Raw genomic sequence first — 15,111 nt, forward strand, 5'->3', positions numbered from 1 at the left:
CAATGATCAGACACTCCCGGCGGCGGCGCGGTCAACCTCCCGCCTCCGCCTTCACGGCGTGGGCACCGGCAACTAGTGTCAGGCAACATGATGTCAGCGGCACGCCCGGTGGCGGCGCGGGCGGTCCGGAACGAAGTCAGCGCCTTCTCCGAAGGCGGCACCGATATACGGCGTTAAATGTCTAGTCCTTGCGGATTTATGTTTTTACCTGACAGTCTTTTGTCGTGATTATGAGGGATCTCCTTTCGGGCTCGCGATCTGCCAGTGGGGAGGCCGTCATGAGAACGGTTCCCGCGCCTCTCCGGCGGGAGGTCTAGGGATGGACATGCTCGCGCGGGGGGACGCGCGGGACGGGATCACACCCCGGCCCGATGGCATCCGCGAGCTGCCGCTCTCGTTCGGCCAGGAGCGCATGTGGTTCCTCGACCGGCTGGAAGGGGCCGGAGGCGGCGGCGCCCACAACGTCTTCATCGCCGAACGGCTCAGGGGATCGCTCGACCCGGACGCCCTGGAGCGGGCGCTCGCCGAGATCGTGGCGAGGCACGAGATCCTGCGGACCCGCTTTCCGAGCAGGGACGGCGCTCCCGTCCAGGTCGTCGACGAGCCACACCCGACCGGCGACCGGCCGTACCTGAAACTGCTGGACCTGTCGGATCTTCCCGAGACGGAACGTGAGGCGCGGACCGCGCGGCTCGTCCGGGAGCAGATCGAGCGGCGGTTCGACCTGGCGGGCGAGCCGCCGCTCCGGGCAGGCCTGTTGCGCCTGTCCGAGCGGGAGCACGCGATCTACGTCGTGTTCCACCACATCGCCGTGGACGGCTGGTCGATCGGCGTGTTCGCACGCGAGCTGGCCACGCTGTACGCGGCGTTCCTGGCCGGTGAGCGGCCGTCGTGGGAGCCGCTGCCGATCCAGTACGCGGACTTCGCGCTGTGGCAGCGCGAGCGTCCGGACGACCTGGCGGACGGGCGACTCGGTTACTGGCGGCGAAGGCTGGCCGACCCGCCGGCGCTGGAGCTCCCGACGGACCGGCCGCGTCCCCCGGTCAGGACCTCCGAGGGCGGCTGCGCCCTGCTCCTGCTCCCCGCCGAGCTGGCCGACGCCGTCGACGGGCTCGCCCGGCGCACCCGCACCACGCCGTTCATGGTGCTGCTCGCCGCGTACATGGTCCTGCTGTCGCGTCGCTCCGGCCAGGAGGACATCTGCGTCGGCACGCCGATCGCCGGACGGGACAGGGACGAGCTGGAGCCGCTCATCGGGCTCTTCCTCAACACGCTGGTGATCCGCGGGGACCTGTCGGGCGACCCGACCTTCGGGGAACTGCTCGTCAGGGTCCGCCGGGCGGCCCTGCAGGCGTACACCAACGCGGCCCTGCCCTTCGACCGGCTGGTGAGCGAGCTGAACGTCCCCAGGGACCTCAGCCGCACGCCCCTCTTCCAGGCCCAGCTCGTCCTGCACGACTATCAGGGCACCGCCCTCACCCTGCCCGGCGTCACCGCGGAGGCGGTCGACCTGGGCGACGCGCGGTCGGCGAAGTTCGACCTGTCGCTGGAGTTCGGGCGGCGGGACGGCGACCTCGAACTCTCCCTCGTCTACAGCACCGCCCTGTTCGACCACGCCACGGCCGAGCGGATGGCGGCGCACGTCGCGGTCATGCTGCGCAGGGCCGTCGAGGACCCCGGCACGCGGCTGTCGGAGCTCGGCCTTCCCCCGGAGGCCGAACGCGAGCTGGCCCTCACCGTGTGGAACGACACCGCCGCCCCGCGCCCGGAGGCCACCCTCCACGACCTGGTCGCGGGCGAGCCCGGGACGGTCGCGGCCACGTGCGGCGGGCGGAGCCTGACGTACGCGGAACTGGAGACGCGCGTCAACCGGCTGGCCAACCGGCTGCGGCGCGAGGGCGTGCGGCCCGGCGCCGTCGTGGCCGTGTGCGCCACCCGCTCGCTGGAGACGCTGGTCGCGCTGCTGGCCGTGATGAGGGCGGGCGGTGCCTACCTGCCCCTCGACCCGGACTACCCCGCCGAGCGCCTCGCCTTCGTGCTGCGCGACTCGGGCGCCGAACTGCTCCTCACCGAGGAGCGCGTGCGCGGACGGCTTCCCGAGGACGCCGGGAACGCCGGGGGCGGCGGGGGCGGCGGGAGCACAGCCCGGGTGCTGTTCATCGAGGACCCCCTGGCGTTCGCCGGTGAGCCCGGCACGCCCCCCGCACCGCTCGCGACGCCGGACGACCTCGCGTACGTGATCTACACGTCGGGCTCGACGGGCCGCCCCAAGGGGGTCGCGATCGAGCACCGCGCCGTGGTCAACCTGCTGCTGGCCATGCGGGACCTGCTCGACGCCGGCCCCGGCCACGTCTGGCTGGCGCTCACCTCCCTGTCGTTCGACATCTCCGTACTTGAGTTCTTCCTCCCGCTGGTCAGCGGCGGCCGGGTGGTCGTCGCGGGCGGCACGGAGGCGCCGGACGCGCTCGCGCTGGTGAGGCTCGCCGCCGCGCACGGCGTGACGCACGTCCAGGCCACGCCGTCGGGCTGGCGGGCGCTCCTCGACGCGGGATTCGACGGGCCGGGGGTGACCGCCCTGGCCGGAGGCGAGGCGTTGCCGCCCGCCCTCGCCCGCGCGCTGCGAGGGCGCGTGCGGGCGATGTGGAACGTGTACGGGCCCACCGAGACGACGATCTGGTCCACCTACGAGCCGGTGCCGGCCGAGCCCGGGACGGTGGCGATCGGCAGGCCGCTGGCCAACACCCGTGTCCACGTGCTCGACGACAGGCTCGACCCGGTGCCCCTGGGGGTGGTCGGCGAGCTGTTCATCGCGGGGACGGGGCTGGCGCGGGGCTACCTGAAGCGGCCGGGCCTGACCGCGGAGCGCTTCCTGCCCGACCCGTTCGGCCCGCCGGGGTCGCGCCTGTACCGGACCGGCGACCGGGTGAGATGGCTGGCGGACGGGCGGCTGGAGTTCCTCGGCCGGGCCGACGGCCAGGTGAAGCTGCGGGGCCACCGTATCGAGCTGGGCGAGGTCGAGGCCGTCCTGGAGACCCACCCCGAGGTCTCCCGCGCGGTCGCCGCGATCGTCGACGACACCCTGGTGGCGTACGTGGTCGGCGTCCCACCCGTCGCCGGAGAGGACCGTGCCGCCGGAGCCGGAGCCCATGCCGGAACCGCGGAGGGAGCCGGAGCCCATGCCGGAACCGCGGAGGGAGCCGGAGCCGGAGCAGGAGGGGTCGCGGGCGCCGGCACCACCGCGGTCACCGGTGCGGTGGACCTCACGAGACTCCGGGAGCACGTCACGCGGTCGCTGCCCGCGATCATGGTGCCCGCGGTCGTGGTGCCGCTGCCCGCGCTGCCCCTGACCCCGAACGGCAAGGTCGACCGCAAGGCGCTCCCCGCGCCCGGCAGGCCGTCCGCCGGGCACGGCCGCCCGCCGGAGACCCCCCTGGAACGGCGGGTGGCCGGGATCTTCGCCGAGGTGCTCGGCGTGGCCGCCGACCGGCTCGGCGCCGACGACGACTTCTTCGGCCTGGGCGGGCACTCGCTGCTGGCGGTCAAGGTCACCGCGCGGATCGCGGCGCTGCTCGACGTGGAGGTTCCCGTCAGGGAACTGTTCGGCCGGCCGACGATCGCCGGGTTCGCCGAGGCGGTCGGCGCCGCCGTGTCCGGCCCCGCGGACGACCGCGACGGTCGTGCCGTCCCGTTGCGTCCGCGCCCCGACGGCGCGCCGCTCACGCTCTCGCCCGCGCAGGAGCGGCTCTGGCTCCTGCACCGGCTCGATCCGGACGACGCGGCGTACAACATGTTCAACGTCTGGCGCCTGCGCGGCGATCTCGACGCCGCCGCGCTGGAACACGCTCTCCGGGACCTGGCGGCGCGGCACGAGACCCTGCGCACCCGCTACCCGGAGGTGGACGGCGGACCGGTCGCGATCACCGACCCCGCGACCGGTCCGCTGATCGAGCACATCGACCTCTCCGGCGGGGAACCGGCCGGCGGCGGGCGGGGAGAGCGGCCCGCGGGAGGGGTCGTCCCCGGAGCCGCCGGAGGAGAGAGCGGCGAGGAACTCGCGGGCAGGGAGCGGGAGGCGCGGCGGCTGGTCGCGGAGCGGACCAACGCCCCCTTCGACCTCACGGGCCCGCCCCCCTTCCGGGTCAGCCTGCTGCGCCTGGCAGAGCACGACCACGTGCTCTGCCTCGTCCTGCACCACATCGCGGGCGACGGCTGGTCGCTCAACGTCCTGGCCGACGACCTGGCCGCCCTGTACGCCGCGCACCGGAACGGGACGGAACCCGGTCTCGCCGAGCCGCCGGTGACGTACGGGGACATCGCGTTCTGGCAGCGGAGCCGCGACGACGGGGCGGCGTTCGGCTACTGGCGCGAGCGGCTCGCCGACCCTCCCGTGCTGGAGCTGCCGCTCGACCACCCCCGCCCGCTGGTGTCCGCTCACACCGGGGGATTCCACTCCTTCCGCCTGCCCGCCGATCTCGCCGCGCGGCTGGAGGAGGTGGCCCAGGAGTGCGGGGCGACCCTCTTCATGGTGCTGCTCGCCGCGTACCAGGTGCTGCTGGCCCGCCACACCGGCCAGGACGACATCATGGTCGGCTCCTCCTACGCGGGGCGGGACCGCGTCGAGCTGGAGCCGGTCGTCGGCTATCTCGCCAGCACGCTGGTCCTGCGGGGCGACCTGTCGGGAGACCCCTCCTTCACCGACCTCGTGGGCCGTACGCGGAAGATCCTGCTGGAGGCGATGGCCTACCAGGAGGTGCCGTTCGAGAGGCTCGCGACGGAGCTGGAGGTGGAGCGCGGCCTGAGCCGTACGCCGCTCTTCCGGACCATGGCCATCCTGCACAGCCAGGACGACGGCACCAGGGACTCCCTCGCCGACCTGGACCTGGAGTTCTTCGACGCCGGATACCGGCAGGCCAAGTTCGACCTCATGCTGGAGATGTGGCGGGACGACGACGGGCTCTTCCTGGTGCTCGGCTACGACGCCGAGCTGTTCGAGGCCGATACCGCCGCCCGCCTCGCGGGCCGGTTCGCCGTCCTGTGCCGCTCGATCGCCGCAGACCCTGGCCGGGCCCTCTCCGCGCTGCCGCTGCGCACCGACGAGGACGACGCCCGGCTGCGCGTCCACGAGGAGGCGACGGCCCTCCTGCCCGGTCCCCTCGTGCCGGACCTCGTCCGGGAGGCGACCGCCCTGCACGCGGACGCGATCGCGGTGGGCTGCGGTGACGAGACGCTGACCTACGCGGGCCTGGAGCGCCGCGTCGCCGCGCTGGCCGCACTGCTCCGGCGCCGCGGTGTCGTACGGGAGACGGTCGTCGCGGTCCTGGCGGACCGGTCGATCGACGTCGTCGCGGCGATGCTCGCCGTGTGGCGCGCCGGTGGCGCCTACCTGCCCGTCGACCCCGAACTCCCGGAGGAACGGGTCGGGACGCTCCTGTCCGGCAGCGGGGCCGCCCTCCTGGTGACGGCCCGCCGCCCCGGCGGCCCGTTGCCGGGGGACGTCCCGCTGCTGGTCCTGGACGACCTGGAGCCCGGGGAGCTCGGGGAGCCCGGGGAGCCCGGGCATCTCGTCGACGGGGACGACGCCGCGTACGTCATCTACACCTCGGGGTCCACCGGGCGGCCCAAGGGCGTGGTGGTGGAGCACCGGGCCCTGGCCGACCGGGTGGCCTGGATGAGGGAGGCGTACGGGCCGGGGCCGGGAGACCGGGTGGTGCAGTTCGCCGCGCTCGGCTTCGACGCGCACGCCGAGGAGGTCTACCCCGCGCTGGCCTCGGGAGCGGCCCTCGAACTCCTGCCGGGCGGCGCGGTCACCCTTCCCGAGGTGCTCGCCGGACCCCGGGGGCGCGAGGTGACCGTGCTGGACCTGCCGACCGCCTACTGGCACCGGCTGGTCGACCAGATCGACGAGGTGGCCTGGCCGGAACGGCTGCGGCTGGTCGTCCTCGGCGGCGAGCAGGTGCACGCGGAGGCCGTGGCCCGCTGGCGGGAGCGGTTCGGCGACCGGGTCCGGCTGGTCAACACCTACGGGCCCACCGAGGCCACGATCATCGCCACCGCGGCCGATCTCGGCTCCGCCGACACCGAGGGACGCCCGCCGATCGGGCGGCCGATCGGCGGCACCCGGGCGGTCGTCGTCGACCCCCGCGTACCGGCCGGCGTCCCCGGAGCGCCCCCGCACCATACGCCGTCCGAGCCCCCGCACCGCGCGGCGCCCGGCGCCTGGGGAGGGACACTCCGCCGCGTGCCGCCCGGCGCCCCGGGGGAACTGCTCCTCGGCGGCGCGGGGCTCGCCAGGGGCTACCTCGGCCGTCCGGACCTGACCGCCGAGCGTTTCCTCGACGACCCGGAGGCGGGGCGGCTCTACCGCACCGGGGACCTGGTCCGGTGGCGCGCGGACGGCCTGCTGGAGTTCCTGGGCCGCGTCGACGACCAGATGAAGGTCCGCGGGTTCAGGATCGAGCCCGCCGAGATCGAGGGACGCCTCCTCGCCCACCCCGGCGTACGGCAGGCGGCGGTGACCGCCCGCGAGGACAGGCTGGTCGCCTACGTCGCGGGCCCCGCCGACCCGGCGGAGCTCCGGCGCGACCTCGCCGCGGCGCTCCCGCCGTACATGGTTCCCGACGTCTGGGTGACCCTGGACGAGCTGCCGGTGACCACCGGAGGGAAGATCGACCGTCGCGCGCTGCCCGCGCCCGGCCTCGACCCCGGCGAGGACCGGCCGTTCGTGGAGCCCAGGAACGACGCCGAGGTCCTCGTGGCGGGCGTCTGGGAGGAGGTGCTGGGTGTCGGCAAGGTCGGCGCGCTCGACGACTTCTTCGCGCTGGGCGGCCACTCGCTGCTCGCCGTGCGCGTCGGCTCCCGCCTGCGCAAGGCCGCCGGGATCGACGTTCCCGTCCGCGAACTCTTCAGGAACCGCACGGTGGCCGATCTCGCGGTCGTGGTGGAGCGGATCCTGATGGAGGAGCTGTCCGCGCTGACGGACGAGGAGGTCGCCCGGATGCTCGGCACGGACGGTTCCCGACCACCTCACCCCTGATCACCCTGGTCCGCCCCCCATGACGACCGGCGGGCCGGGGAGGAGCCCGACGCCCTCCCGGGACCGGAACCCGGGGGTCTCCCCCCTGGAGGTATCGAATGAGTCACCCAGACGTCGCCGGTCCGGCGGGCCCGGCGGAGCCCACCGGTCCTGCCGGGCGGGCCGCCGCGGCCGATCGGGCCGGGGAAACGGCGGGAGAGGGCGGTCCCCTTTCCGGGGACTCCCTGCGGGTGTGGCTGGCCGGGGCCCTGTCCACGGCGTGTGACGGGGAGATCTCCGCCCGGGAGATCCTCGACTCCGACACCTCGTTCGTCGCCATGGGGGTCACCTCGATCGCGACGATCCGGCTGGTCGACGCCATCGAGGCGGAGCTGGACGTCATGATCGACTTTGGCGGTGACACCTGGTTCCTCCAGGACCTGGACGCCCTGACCGCCTACCTGGCCGACCTCACCCGCCCTTGACGGGATCCGTCCCTCCGCCCTCGGGGGACCCGGCCCCCGTCAGGGGCGGCCCGCGCGGCCGAGGGCGACCCTGGTGGTCTCCTCGGGGTACGGCGACAGGCGTACGGCGTCGGCGGGGGACAGGGAACCCGCCGTCACCTGATCGCAGAGACGGGCCAGCGCGGAGATCTCCGCGTGCTGGGCGACGACGAACGCGCGGCCGACCGGGTCGCCGTGACCGGGGACGACGACCGCGCCCCCGGGGCCCCCGCCGAGCAGGTCGAGCAGCCCGGCGACCGTGGCGGGCCATTCGAGGGGGTAGGCGTCCTCGTAGGCGGGCGGCGCGCCGTTCTCCACGAGGTCCCCGGCGAAGATCACCTCGGCGTCGGGCACGTGGACGACCATGTCGTTGCCGGAGTGGCCGCGGCCGAGGTGGGCCAGGACGACCGGACGGCCCCCGACGACCAGCTCGGCCCGGTCGGTGACGAGGTGGTCCGGTGGCACGATCTCGGTCTGCGCGATGTCGTCGGCGACGTCCGGGCGTCCCAGATCCCGGTAGTACCGCGCCCACTCGTCCCTGGCCCGGCCGCCGTTCTCGATCAGATCGGCGCGGCAGTCCTCGTGCGCCCAGACGGGACGGCCGAGGAACGGCCGGGTGCCGAAGCTGTGGTCGAAGTGCGAGTGGGTGATCGCCACCGTCCACGGGTCGCGGGTGATCCGTCTCACCTCCGCGAGCAGCTCAGCCCCCTGCCGCCCGTCCCCTCGCGTGTCGACCACCAGGCAGCCGCCGTCGCCCATGACCAGCCCCACCGACAGGTCCAGCTCGGCGTATCGCCGCACGAGCACCCGGTCCGCCACCTCTACCCATCGACCTTCCACGGTCCGTATTCTCCCCGATCGCCGGAACCGGCCGGCGGACGTTCTCCGGCTCACCGCCCGGGGGGACCGGCCTCCAGGATGGCCTCGGCCAGGGCGGCGATCAGGGGGGAGTGCCGGGTGCTGTCCCAGGCCAGCACGACCCCGCCCAGCGGGGCGTCGGCGACCGGAACGTAGGTGACGCGGGGACGCGGGAACAAGGAGGTGATCGCGGGAGGGAGGAACGCCACACCGCGCCCCGCCCGGACGTACTCCACGATCTCCTCTATGTCGTGCACGACGGGCCCGGAGCGGGGCCGGGTGCCGTCGGGGCGCGGGTCGATTCTCCAGAAGGCGTTCCACGCCGGGTCGGCGTCGGCGTAGTGCAGGACGGGCTCGTCGGCGATGTCGTCGATGCTCAGCGAGGTCTTGCCCGCCAGAGGGTGATCGGCGGGCAGCACGGCGGTGAACGGCTCGGTGTACAGGAACATCGTGCTCAGTCCCTCGGAGACCAGGGGGAGCCAGACGAAGCCGACATCGACGCGGCCGTCGAGCAGAGCCTCGCTGCGGTTCTTCGTGTGCAGGCGTTTGAGGTGGATGATCACGTCGGGGTGGCGATCGGTGAAGCACCGCAGGGCCGGGGCGGTGTCTATGCCGAGCATGAATCCGACGGTCAGGCAGCGCCCCTCCTCCCCGGCGCGGCGCGCCCTGTCCCGGGCCGCGCGGCTGGCGGCGAGCAGCCGCCCCGCGTCATGCAGGAGCTGCTCGCCCGCCGGAGTGAGGGTGACCTCCCGGCTGGTACGGACGAAGAGATCGACGCCCACGTCATGTTCCAGCTGTCTGATCTGCCGGGAGAGCGCGGGTTGTGTGATGTGCAGGGCTTCGGCCGCCTGGCCGAAATGCAGCCGCTCCGCCACCGCGATGAAGTAGCGAAGCTTGCGCAGATCAAGATCCATTCGAGCGCCACCCCCGCCCTGATCGCGTTCGTTGATGTCCGGAGGGCATCGATGACGTCAGAACAAGCCTTGGACTTATGGCGAAATCTGATGAAAGATTGGTCTAGACGGTATGTGCGACCCGATGACCAGCCAAAAGCCGTCACGCCTAACCTGTGCCACCTCATTCTCCTCGAGTCTGTCGTGCGCGCCGGCGCCGCCGCGGTGAACGCCCCGCCGCCGATCGAGCTCGATGCTCGCGAGGCCGTCCTGGTCGAGGTCATCGGGGTCGTCGCAGGTGGGACCTGGTCGTCCGGCCTCGGTTCACTGCTCGGCCCTTACCCCTTCGCCCGCTGCCCAACCGTCCCCGGCCGCGAGACCACGGAGGCGGTCACCGCCCCCGATCAGGGTGCCGACCGGCCGGAACATGGTTTCCGCGCGGCTCCGCGGACACCGCGACCATGCGGTCGGAATCATCCAGATCACGTCAAGAAAGGGATGTTCGTGAAGAAGGGAAATTCCGCTCGGGCGATCGCGCTCGCCTGTACGAGTGTCACGCTGTGGCTCGGCCTGGGCGTGCTGGGCGCATCCGGGTGCGCGGCCGCGATCGGTGACGACACCATGCGGGAATCAACAGCGATCACGGTGAACGGCTGCAACTTCCCGACTTCCGTACGCCCCGGCAGCATGTACGTCACGAGCCGCGGCAACTGTTACATCTGCCTGTACGAAGCGGTCAGCGCGCACGCCAGATACCCCTGGCGCGACTACTACTGCACCTACAACCCCGGTACCGGCCTGAACGACCTGCATTACATACCGGAAATCCCGGGAAGGGGTGCCTGAGACGTCGGAACAGAGCACCGGGGGAGCGCCGCCCGGCGCCCTCGGCGGGCGGCATGTGGGTGAGGGCCCGCCCGGCGGCGCCACCGGGGCCGCGGACCTGCCGGCCCAGGACCCGCCAGCCCAGGAGACCCGTCAGCCCAGAACCCGGCCGACCATCCGCGCGTACATCCGTCCCGGGCTCGGCACCGACGAAGGGTGCAGGAAGCCGGGAAGCATCGGCAGGTCCACGGCGAAGGGCTGCAGCCGCTCGTACAGGACGTCGGCGCCCGAGGGACGGTTGTCGGGATCCTTCTCCAGCAGGTCGGCGACGAGGCGGTTCAGCTCGTCCGGGACGCCGGGCACCTCCGGCGGGCGTTCCTTCACCTGGCGTTCGAACACGGCGTACTCGGTGGGACCGGTGAACAGCTGGCGGCCCGTCAGCATCTCGTGGATCACGCACCCGAGGGCGTAGAGGTCGCTGCGGGGACCGGACAGGCCGCGCTGGATCTGCTCGGGCGCCATGTACGACGGGGTGCCGAGGATCTGGCCCACCCTGGTGAACTGGGTCGAACCGGACTCGCGGAGCACGGCCAGGCCGAAGTCGAGGACCTTCACGCTCCCGTCGGGGCAGAGCATCAGGTTGGTCGGCTTCAGGTCGCGATGGTAGATGGACAGCGCGTGGGCGGCCGTCAGCACCGCGCAGGCCTGCGCGGCGATCGCCGCCGCCCACGGCACCGGCAGCGGGCCGTGCTCGCTGACCACGTCGGCCACGGTGACGCCCTCGATGAACTGCATCACCTGGAACAGCCGCTGGTCGAAGGTGCCGAAGTCGTACAGCACCGGAGCGCCGGGGTGCTCCAGCCTGGCCAGGATGCGGGCCTCGCGCAGGAAACGCCGCTTCAGCTCCTCGTCGGGGCCGGTGAGGAACTTCAGGAACTTGACGGCGACCCTGCGGTCGAGATGCTTGTCGTGGCCGCCGTACACGGCCCCCATGCCTCCCTGGCCGAGAGGAAGGTCGTCGAGCACGTATCGGTCGCCGATGACCATCGACCCTCCCCTGGACCTGCGGGCGTCACGCCCCTTGGTCGCACGGCCGGAGATGGCCGTCGACCAGTCCGTCAAAGCCTAGCCGGAGCAGCGTTTCCCCCAGCGTCCGCGTTTCGCGCAGTCTGTCCTCCAGGTCGAACAGCTCGCGGAAGACCGTACCGTACATCCGCTGGTCGGACAGGGGCAGCATGGGCACCCGTGCCCGTCGCACGTCGAGGCGGCTGGAGCTGGGATGGATCCTCGCCGCGTCGGCCGAGCGCAGGAACCCGGCCAGGAATCCGGAGTCGAGCCGCTGCGGGTCGACCCGGTAGAGGGTGAGCTGCGGGCCGAGCGCCGCGCCGCTGTGGGTGATCACCCTGACCGCGCCCAGCGCGGTGGTCACCACGTCGCCCGGCCTGATCATGACCAGGGCCGGGTCGAGGGTGGTGCGGCCCGAGGGCGGCGCGCCCGCCGCGGTGTCGTCGGCGGTCAGCACCGGAAGGGGGCCCTCGTCCGCGGACATCCTCGCCGGCGCCTGCAGGATCGTGATCAGCCCGGCCTTGGCCAGCTCGCCGACCGTGGTGGTCGGCAGGTCCTGCCGCTCGGCGAGCGGCTGGAGGGCGGGAGTGGCGTCCGGCAGCAGGGCCGAGGTCTCCTTGAACCTGGTCAGGGCGTCGGCGAAGTCGCGCAGGAAGTCGAGGCCGCCGTGCTGGGGACGGTGCCTGGACGGGGCGAGGTCGACCTCGTCGTCGAGCAGGTCGATGATCCGCACCGTCCGGCTCTCCCCGGACAGCTCGGCCTCCGGGTCCTCCACGTACGCGCGCCAGGCGGGCTCCACGATCGACAGGTCCTCGGCGGCGTCCACCACCAGCAGCTGCGACGGCGGACGCCCGCCGTCGGGCCTGCGGAGCATCCACAGGTCGGGGCCGCCGGGCGCCAGCGTCACCACGGCCCGCAGCGCCCCCGTCCGGAGCAGGTTGCCGCGGATCCGTTTGCCGGGACGGCGGCTGGCGGCGGCGGTGGGCATCAGGATCGCCACCAGGCCGCCCGGCCGCACCCGGGCCAGGCAGTGCTGCACCCAGGCCAGCTCCGACTCCCCGCGCGGCGGCAACCCGTACTCCCAGCGCGGGTCGCCGGCGAGCTCCTCGTGTCCCCAGACCCGCTCGTTGAACGGCGGGTCGCAGACCACGGCGTCGGCGGGCTCACCGGCCAGGCCGTCCTCGCGCAGGGAGTCGCCGGCGACGATCCGCGCCTCGGCTCCGCGCAGCAGCAGGCGTACGGCGGTGAGCAGCGCGCTCGTCTCGTTGATCTCCTGCCCCATCAGGACGGCCCCGCGTCCCGCCCGGGCGCTCGCCCCCCGGCCCGTCGAGGCGCCGCCCCGCCCGGCCCGGGAGTCCGCGGCCAGCAGCAGTGTCCCGACGCCGCACGCGGGGTCGAGGACGACGCCCCCGTTCCCGGCCGCCAGCCGGACCATGAGCGCGGCCACGTCGTCCCTGGTGACCGGGAGCTGGCGGGAGTGGGCCTCGGCGTAGCGCCCGAACAGGAACTCGAAGACCTCCAGGGGGCCGCGCTCGGCGGCCAGCTCGGCGACCAGCCGGACGAGGGCCAGGTCGTCCAGGCGCAGATCGGCGGAGCCGGGGAGATCCGTCGCCACCTCGGCCACGCGGGTGAGAGACTTCGTGCCATGATCACGCCAGGCGGTGGGCTCGCGGCGCAGGAACAGCAGGAACGCGCCGACCTTGGCCACCAGTTCGCCCAGCCTGAGGTCGTCGACCGAGGTGCGCATCCGCTGCCAGACCAGGTCGCCGAGCGAGACCTCGAAAGACTTGCCGTTCGCGCGCAGCCACACGGCGATCTCGGGCAGGGAGAACAGCGGGCTGGAGGCGGTGCCGCCCACCGGCTGGGGAAAGTCCTCGTGGCGGCGGCGCCAGTTGCTCACCGCTGCCCTGCCGACCCCGGCGAGCCGGGCGATGTCGCCCGCGTTCACGGTGATCTCCTGGCTCTCCTCCATGGTGGGCCACAGTAGTTGACTGTGCCGCAACGGTCTACAACGACTTTGCTTGTGAAGTGCTTCAACCAATGATTTACTGCCCTCATGGCACTGAACCAACCACTTGCACTGCGCTACGCGGCCCGCTCCGACGTGGGTGTCCGCCGTGAGGCCAACGAGGACTCGGGCTACGCGAGCGCGCGCCTGCTTGCCATAGCCGACGGCATGGGTGGTCATGCGGGTGGAGAGGTCGCCAGCTCACTTGCCGTCACCGCCATGGCGAAGCTGGACGACACCCTGCCCGCCGGCGGTGTCGACCTGCTCGCCGCGCTGAAGGGCGCCGCCAGGGACGTGAACCACACGCTGCGCGACATGAGCGAACAGGACCCCACGCTCCGCGGCATGGGCACCACCTTGACCGCCATGCTCTGGGACGGCGCCACCTTCGCCCTGGCCCACGTCGGGGACTCCCGGGCCTACATGCTGCGCGACGGCGCCCTTTACCAGATCACCCACGACCACACCCTGGTCCAGTCACTGGTGGACGAGGGGCGGATCACCCCGGAGCAGGCCGCCGAGCACCCGCGCCGGTCGATGGTGCTGCGGGTCCTCGAAGGCACCGGCGACGGCGAGCTGGACCTGTCGCTGCGCGAGGCCTATCCCGAGGACCGCTACCTGCTCTGCTCCGACGGCCTGACCGCCGTGGTCGGCCCCGAGACCCTGTTCAACACGCTGACCGAGATCTCCGACCCCGACGAGGCCGCCCGCTGGCTCATCGACCTGGCCAACCGGGGCGGCGGCCCCGACAACATCACCTGCGTCGTGGCCGACTTCGGGACGCCCACCGACACGGCTCCGGCGGGCCCGACGATCGTGGGCGCCGCGGTCGAGCGGAGACTCTCCCTCTGACCCGCGGCCCCGCGGGCCCGATCCCCGGGTCCCGCGGGCTCCGGCTCTCCCGGCCTCGCGGGACCCGGGAGCCGGCCCTCGCCGGCCGACGTCCTCGCCGGACGGGCCCGCAGGCGGACATCCTCGCCGGACGGGTCACGAGCCCCCGGAGATCACCAGGTCTTGCCGGTGATGCGCTCGTACGCCTCGATGTAGCGCGCCCGGGTGGCCTCCACGACCTCGGCGGGCACCTCCGGGGCGGGTTCCTTCTTGTCCCAGCCCGTGCCGGTGGCCCAGTCGCGCACGTACTGCTTGTCGAAGGAGAACTGCGCGTGGCCGGGCTCCCACCGGTCGGCGGGCCAGAAGCGGGAGGAGTCGGAGGTCAGCACCTCGTCGCCGAGCACGAGCGTGCCGTCGGCGGCCCGGCCCAGCTCGATCTTGGTGTCGGCGATGATGACGCCCCGCTCCGCGGCGAGCTCTGAGCCGCGCCGGTAGACCTCCAGCGTGATCCGCCTGAACTCCTCGGCGGCCTCCGCGCCCTCCCGGGAGACGACCTCCTCGAAGGAGATGGGCTCGTCGTGCTGCCCGAGCGGCGCCTTGGTGCTCGGGGTGAAGATCGGCTCGGGGAGTTTGGAGCCGTCGACCAGTCCGGGCGGCAGCGGCACGCCCGAGACCGACCCCTGCGCCCGGTACTCCTTCAGCCCGCTGCCGGTCAGGTAACCGCGCGCGATGCACTCGACCTGCACCATCTCCAGCCTCCGGCACCGCACCGCACGCCCCTCGAACTCGGCGGGCACGTCGGTCGCCGAGATCACGTGGTTGGGCACGATGTCGGCGAGCTGCTCGAACCACCACAGCGACAGCCGCGTGAGGATCTTCCCCTTGTCGGGGATCGGGGTGGGCAGGATCACGTCGTACACCGACACCCGGTCGGACGCCACGAGGACGATGTCCCCGCGATCCTCGTAGACGTCGCGGACCTTCCCGGAATGAAGAAGCTTCACTGCGTTCCTTGCTCTCGCTCGACCCGGCGGCCGTCTGCGGGCCGCCGGTCGCTGACCGACACCTGCTCACCGTATTCGACACCCGGCGACGACCCGCGCCCGCCCTGCCGGA

The 15,111-nt window shown here is 73.0% G+C and carries 9 protein-coding genes; 4 read left to right on the forward strand and 5 right to left on the reverse strand.

What is annotated here, in order from left to right:
• The first annotated feature begins 319 nt into the window (after positions 1-319).
• Together AB0G15_RS36475 and AB0G15_RS36480 are read left to right on the forward strand one after the other, a co-directional pair.
• Entirely contained in the window at positions 320-7,033 is a 6,714-nt protein-coding gene (locus AB0G15_RS36475) for an amino acid adenylation domain-containing protein (protein ID WP_362849102.1), read from the forward strand.
• Between the two features lie 98 nt (positions 7,034-7,131).
• Positions 7,132-7,497: an acyl carrier protein gene (locus AB0G15_RS36480; RefSeq protein WP_362849105.1), complete on the forward strand. Its 366-nt coding sequence runs from the start codon at positions 7,132-7,134 to the stop codon at positions 7,495-7,497.
• A gap of 39 nt (positions 7,498-7,536) precedes the next feature.
• On the opposite strand, the gene AB0G15_RS36485 is transcribed toward AB0G15_RS36480, so the two are convergent.
• A complete protein-coding gene (locus AB0G15_RS36485; RefSeq protein ID WP_362849107.1) occupies positions 7,537-8,355 on the reverse strand; it encodes an MBL fold metallo-hydrolase in 819 nt (272 codons plus the stop codon).
• A 50-nt stretch (positions 8,356-8,405) separates the two neighbouring features.
• Positions 8,406-9,248, reverse strand: a complete 843-nt coding sequence (locus AB0G15_RS36490) for a LysR family transcriptional regulator (RefSeq protein WP_362849133.1) — start codon at positions 9,246-9,248, stop codon at positions 8,406-8,408.
• On the opposite strand from AB0G15_RS36490, the gene AB0G15_RS36495 reads away from it, so the two are divergent.
• Positions 9,159-10,112, forward strand: coding sequence for a hypothetical protein (locus tag AB0G15_RS36495; RefSeq protein ID WP_362849138.1), 954 nt, complete (start codon positions 9,159-9,161; stop codon positions 10,110-10,112). The two genes, AB0G15_RS36490 and AB0G15_RS36495, sit on opposite strands and share 90 nt — an antisense overlap.
• 132 nt (positions 10,113-10,244) lie before the next feature.
• On the opposite strand, the gene AB0G15_RS36500 is transcribed toward AB0G15_RS36495, so the two are convergent.
• Entirely contained in the window at positions 10,245-11,138 is an 894-nt protein-coding gene (locus tag AB0G15_RS36500; protein WP_362849110.1) for a serine/threonine-protein kinase, read from the reverse strand.
• A gap of 25 nt (positions 11,139-11,163) precedes the next feature.
• The gene (locus tag AB0G15_RS36505; RefSeq protein WP_362849112.1) at positions 11,164-13,128 is read right to left on the reverse strand and encodes an N-6 DNA methylase; all 1,965 of its coding nucleotides are present in this window, start codon (positions 13,126-13,128) and stop codon (positions 11,164-11,166) included.
• 84 nt (positions 13,129-13,212) lie between these two features.
• Here AB0G15_RS36505 and AB0G15_RS36510 point away from each other — a divergent pair, with 84 nt between their 5' ends.
• Positions 13,213-14,016: a protein phosphatase 2C domain-containing protein gene (locus tag AB0G15_RS36510; protein WP_362849115.1), complete on the forward strand. Its 804-nt coding sequence runs from the start codon at positions 13,213-13,215 to the stop codon at positions 14,014-14,016.
• A gap of 152 nt (positions 14,017-14,168) precedes the next feature.
• Here AB0G15_RS36510 and AB0G15_RS36515 read toward each other — a convergent pair whose 3' ends face one another.
• Positions 14,169-14,999, reverse strand: coding sequence for a phosphoribosylaminoimidazolesuccinocarboxamide synthase (locus AB0G15_RS36515; RefSeq protein WP_362849118.1), 831 nt, complete (start codon positions 14,997-14,999; stop codon positions 14,169-14,171).
• Positions 15,000-15,111 lie beyond the last annotated feature (112 nt).

The sequence above is a fragment of the Streptosporangium sp. NPDC023825 genome, from assembly GCF_040639575.1.
In the GTDB taxonomy this organism is placed as follows: Bacteria; Actinomycetota; Actinomycetes; order Streptosporangiales; family Streptosporangiaceae; genus Streptosporangium.

Bases quoted from the DNA above. Each gene is read 5' to 3' on its own strand.
- AB0G15_RS36475 (WP_362849102.1), top strand. From the start codon at position 320: ATGGACATGCTCGCGCGGGGGGACGCGCGGGACGGGATCACACCCCGG.
- AB0G15_RS36480 (WP_362849105.1), top strand. From the start codon at position 7,132: ATGAGTCACCCAGACGTCGCCGGTCCGGCGGGCCCGGCGGAGCCCACC.
- AB0G15_RS36495 (WP_362849138.1), top strand. From the start codon at position 9,159: ATGTTCCAGCTGTCTGATCTGCCGGGAGAGCGCGGGTTGTGTGATGTG.
- AB0G15_RS36500 (WP_362849110.1), bottom strand. From the start codon at position 11,138: ATGGTCATCGGCGACCGATACGTGCTCGACGACCTTCCTCTCGGCCAG.
- AB0G15_RS36505 (WP_362849112.1), bottom strand. From the start codon at position 13,128: ATGGAGGAGAGCCAGGAGATCACCGTGAACGCGGGCGACATCGCCCGG.
- AB0G15_RS36510 (WP_362849115.1), top strand. From the start codon at position 13,213: ATGGCACTGAACCAACCACTTGCACTGCGCTACGCGGCCCGCTCCGAC.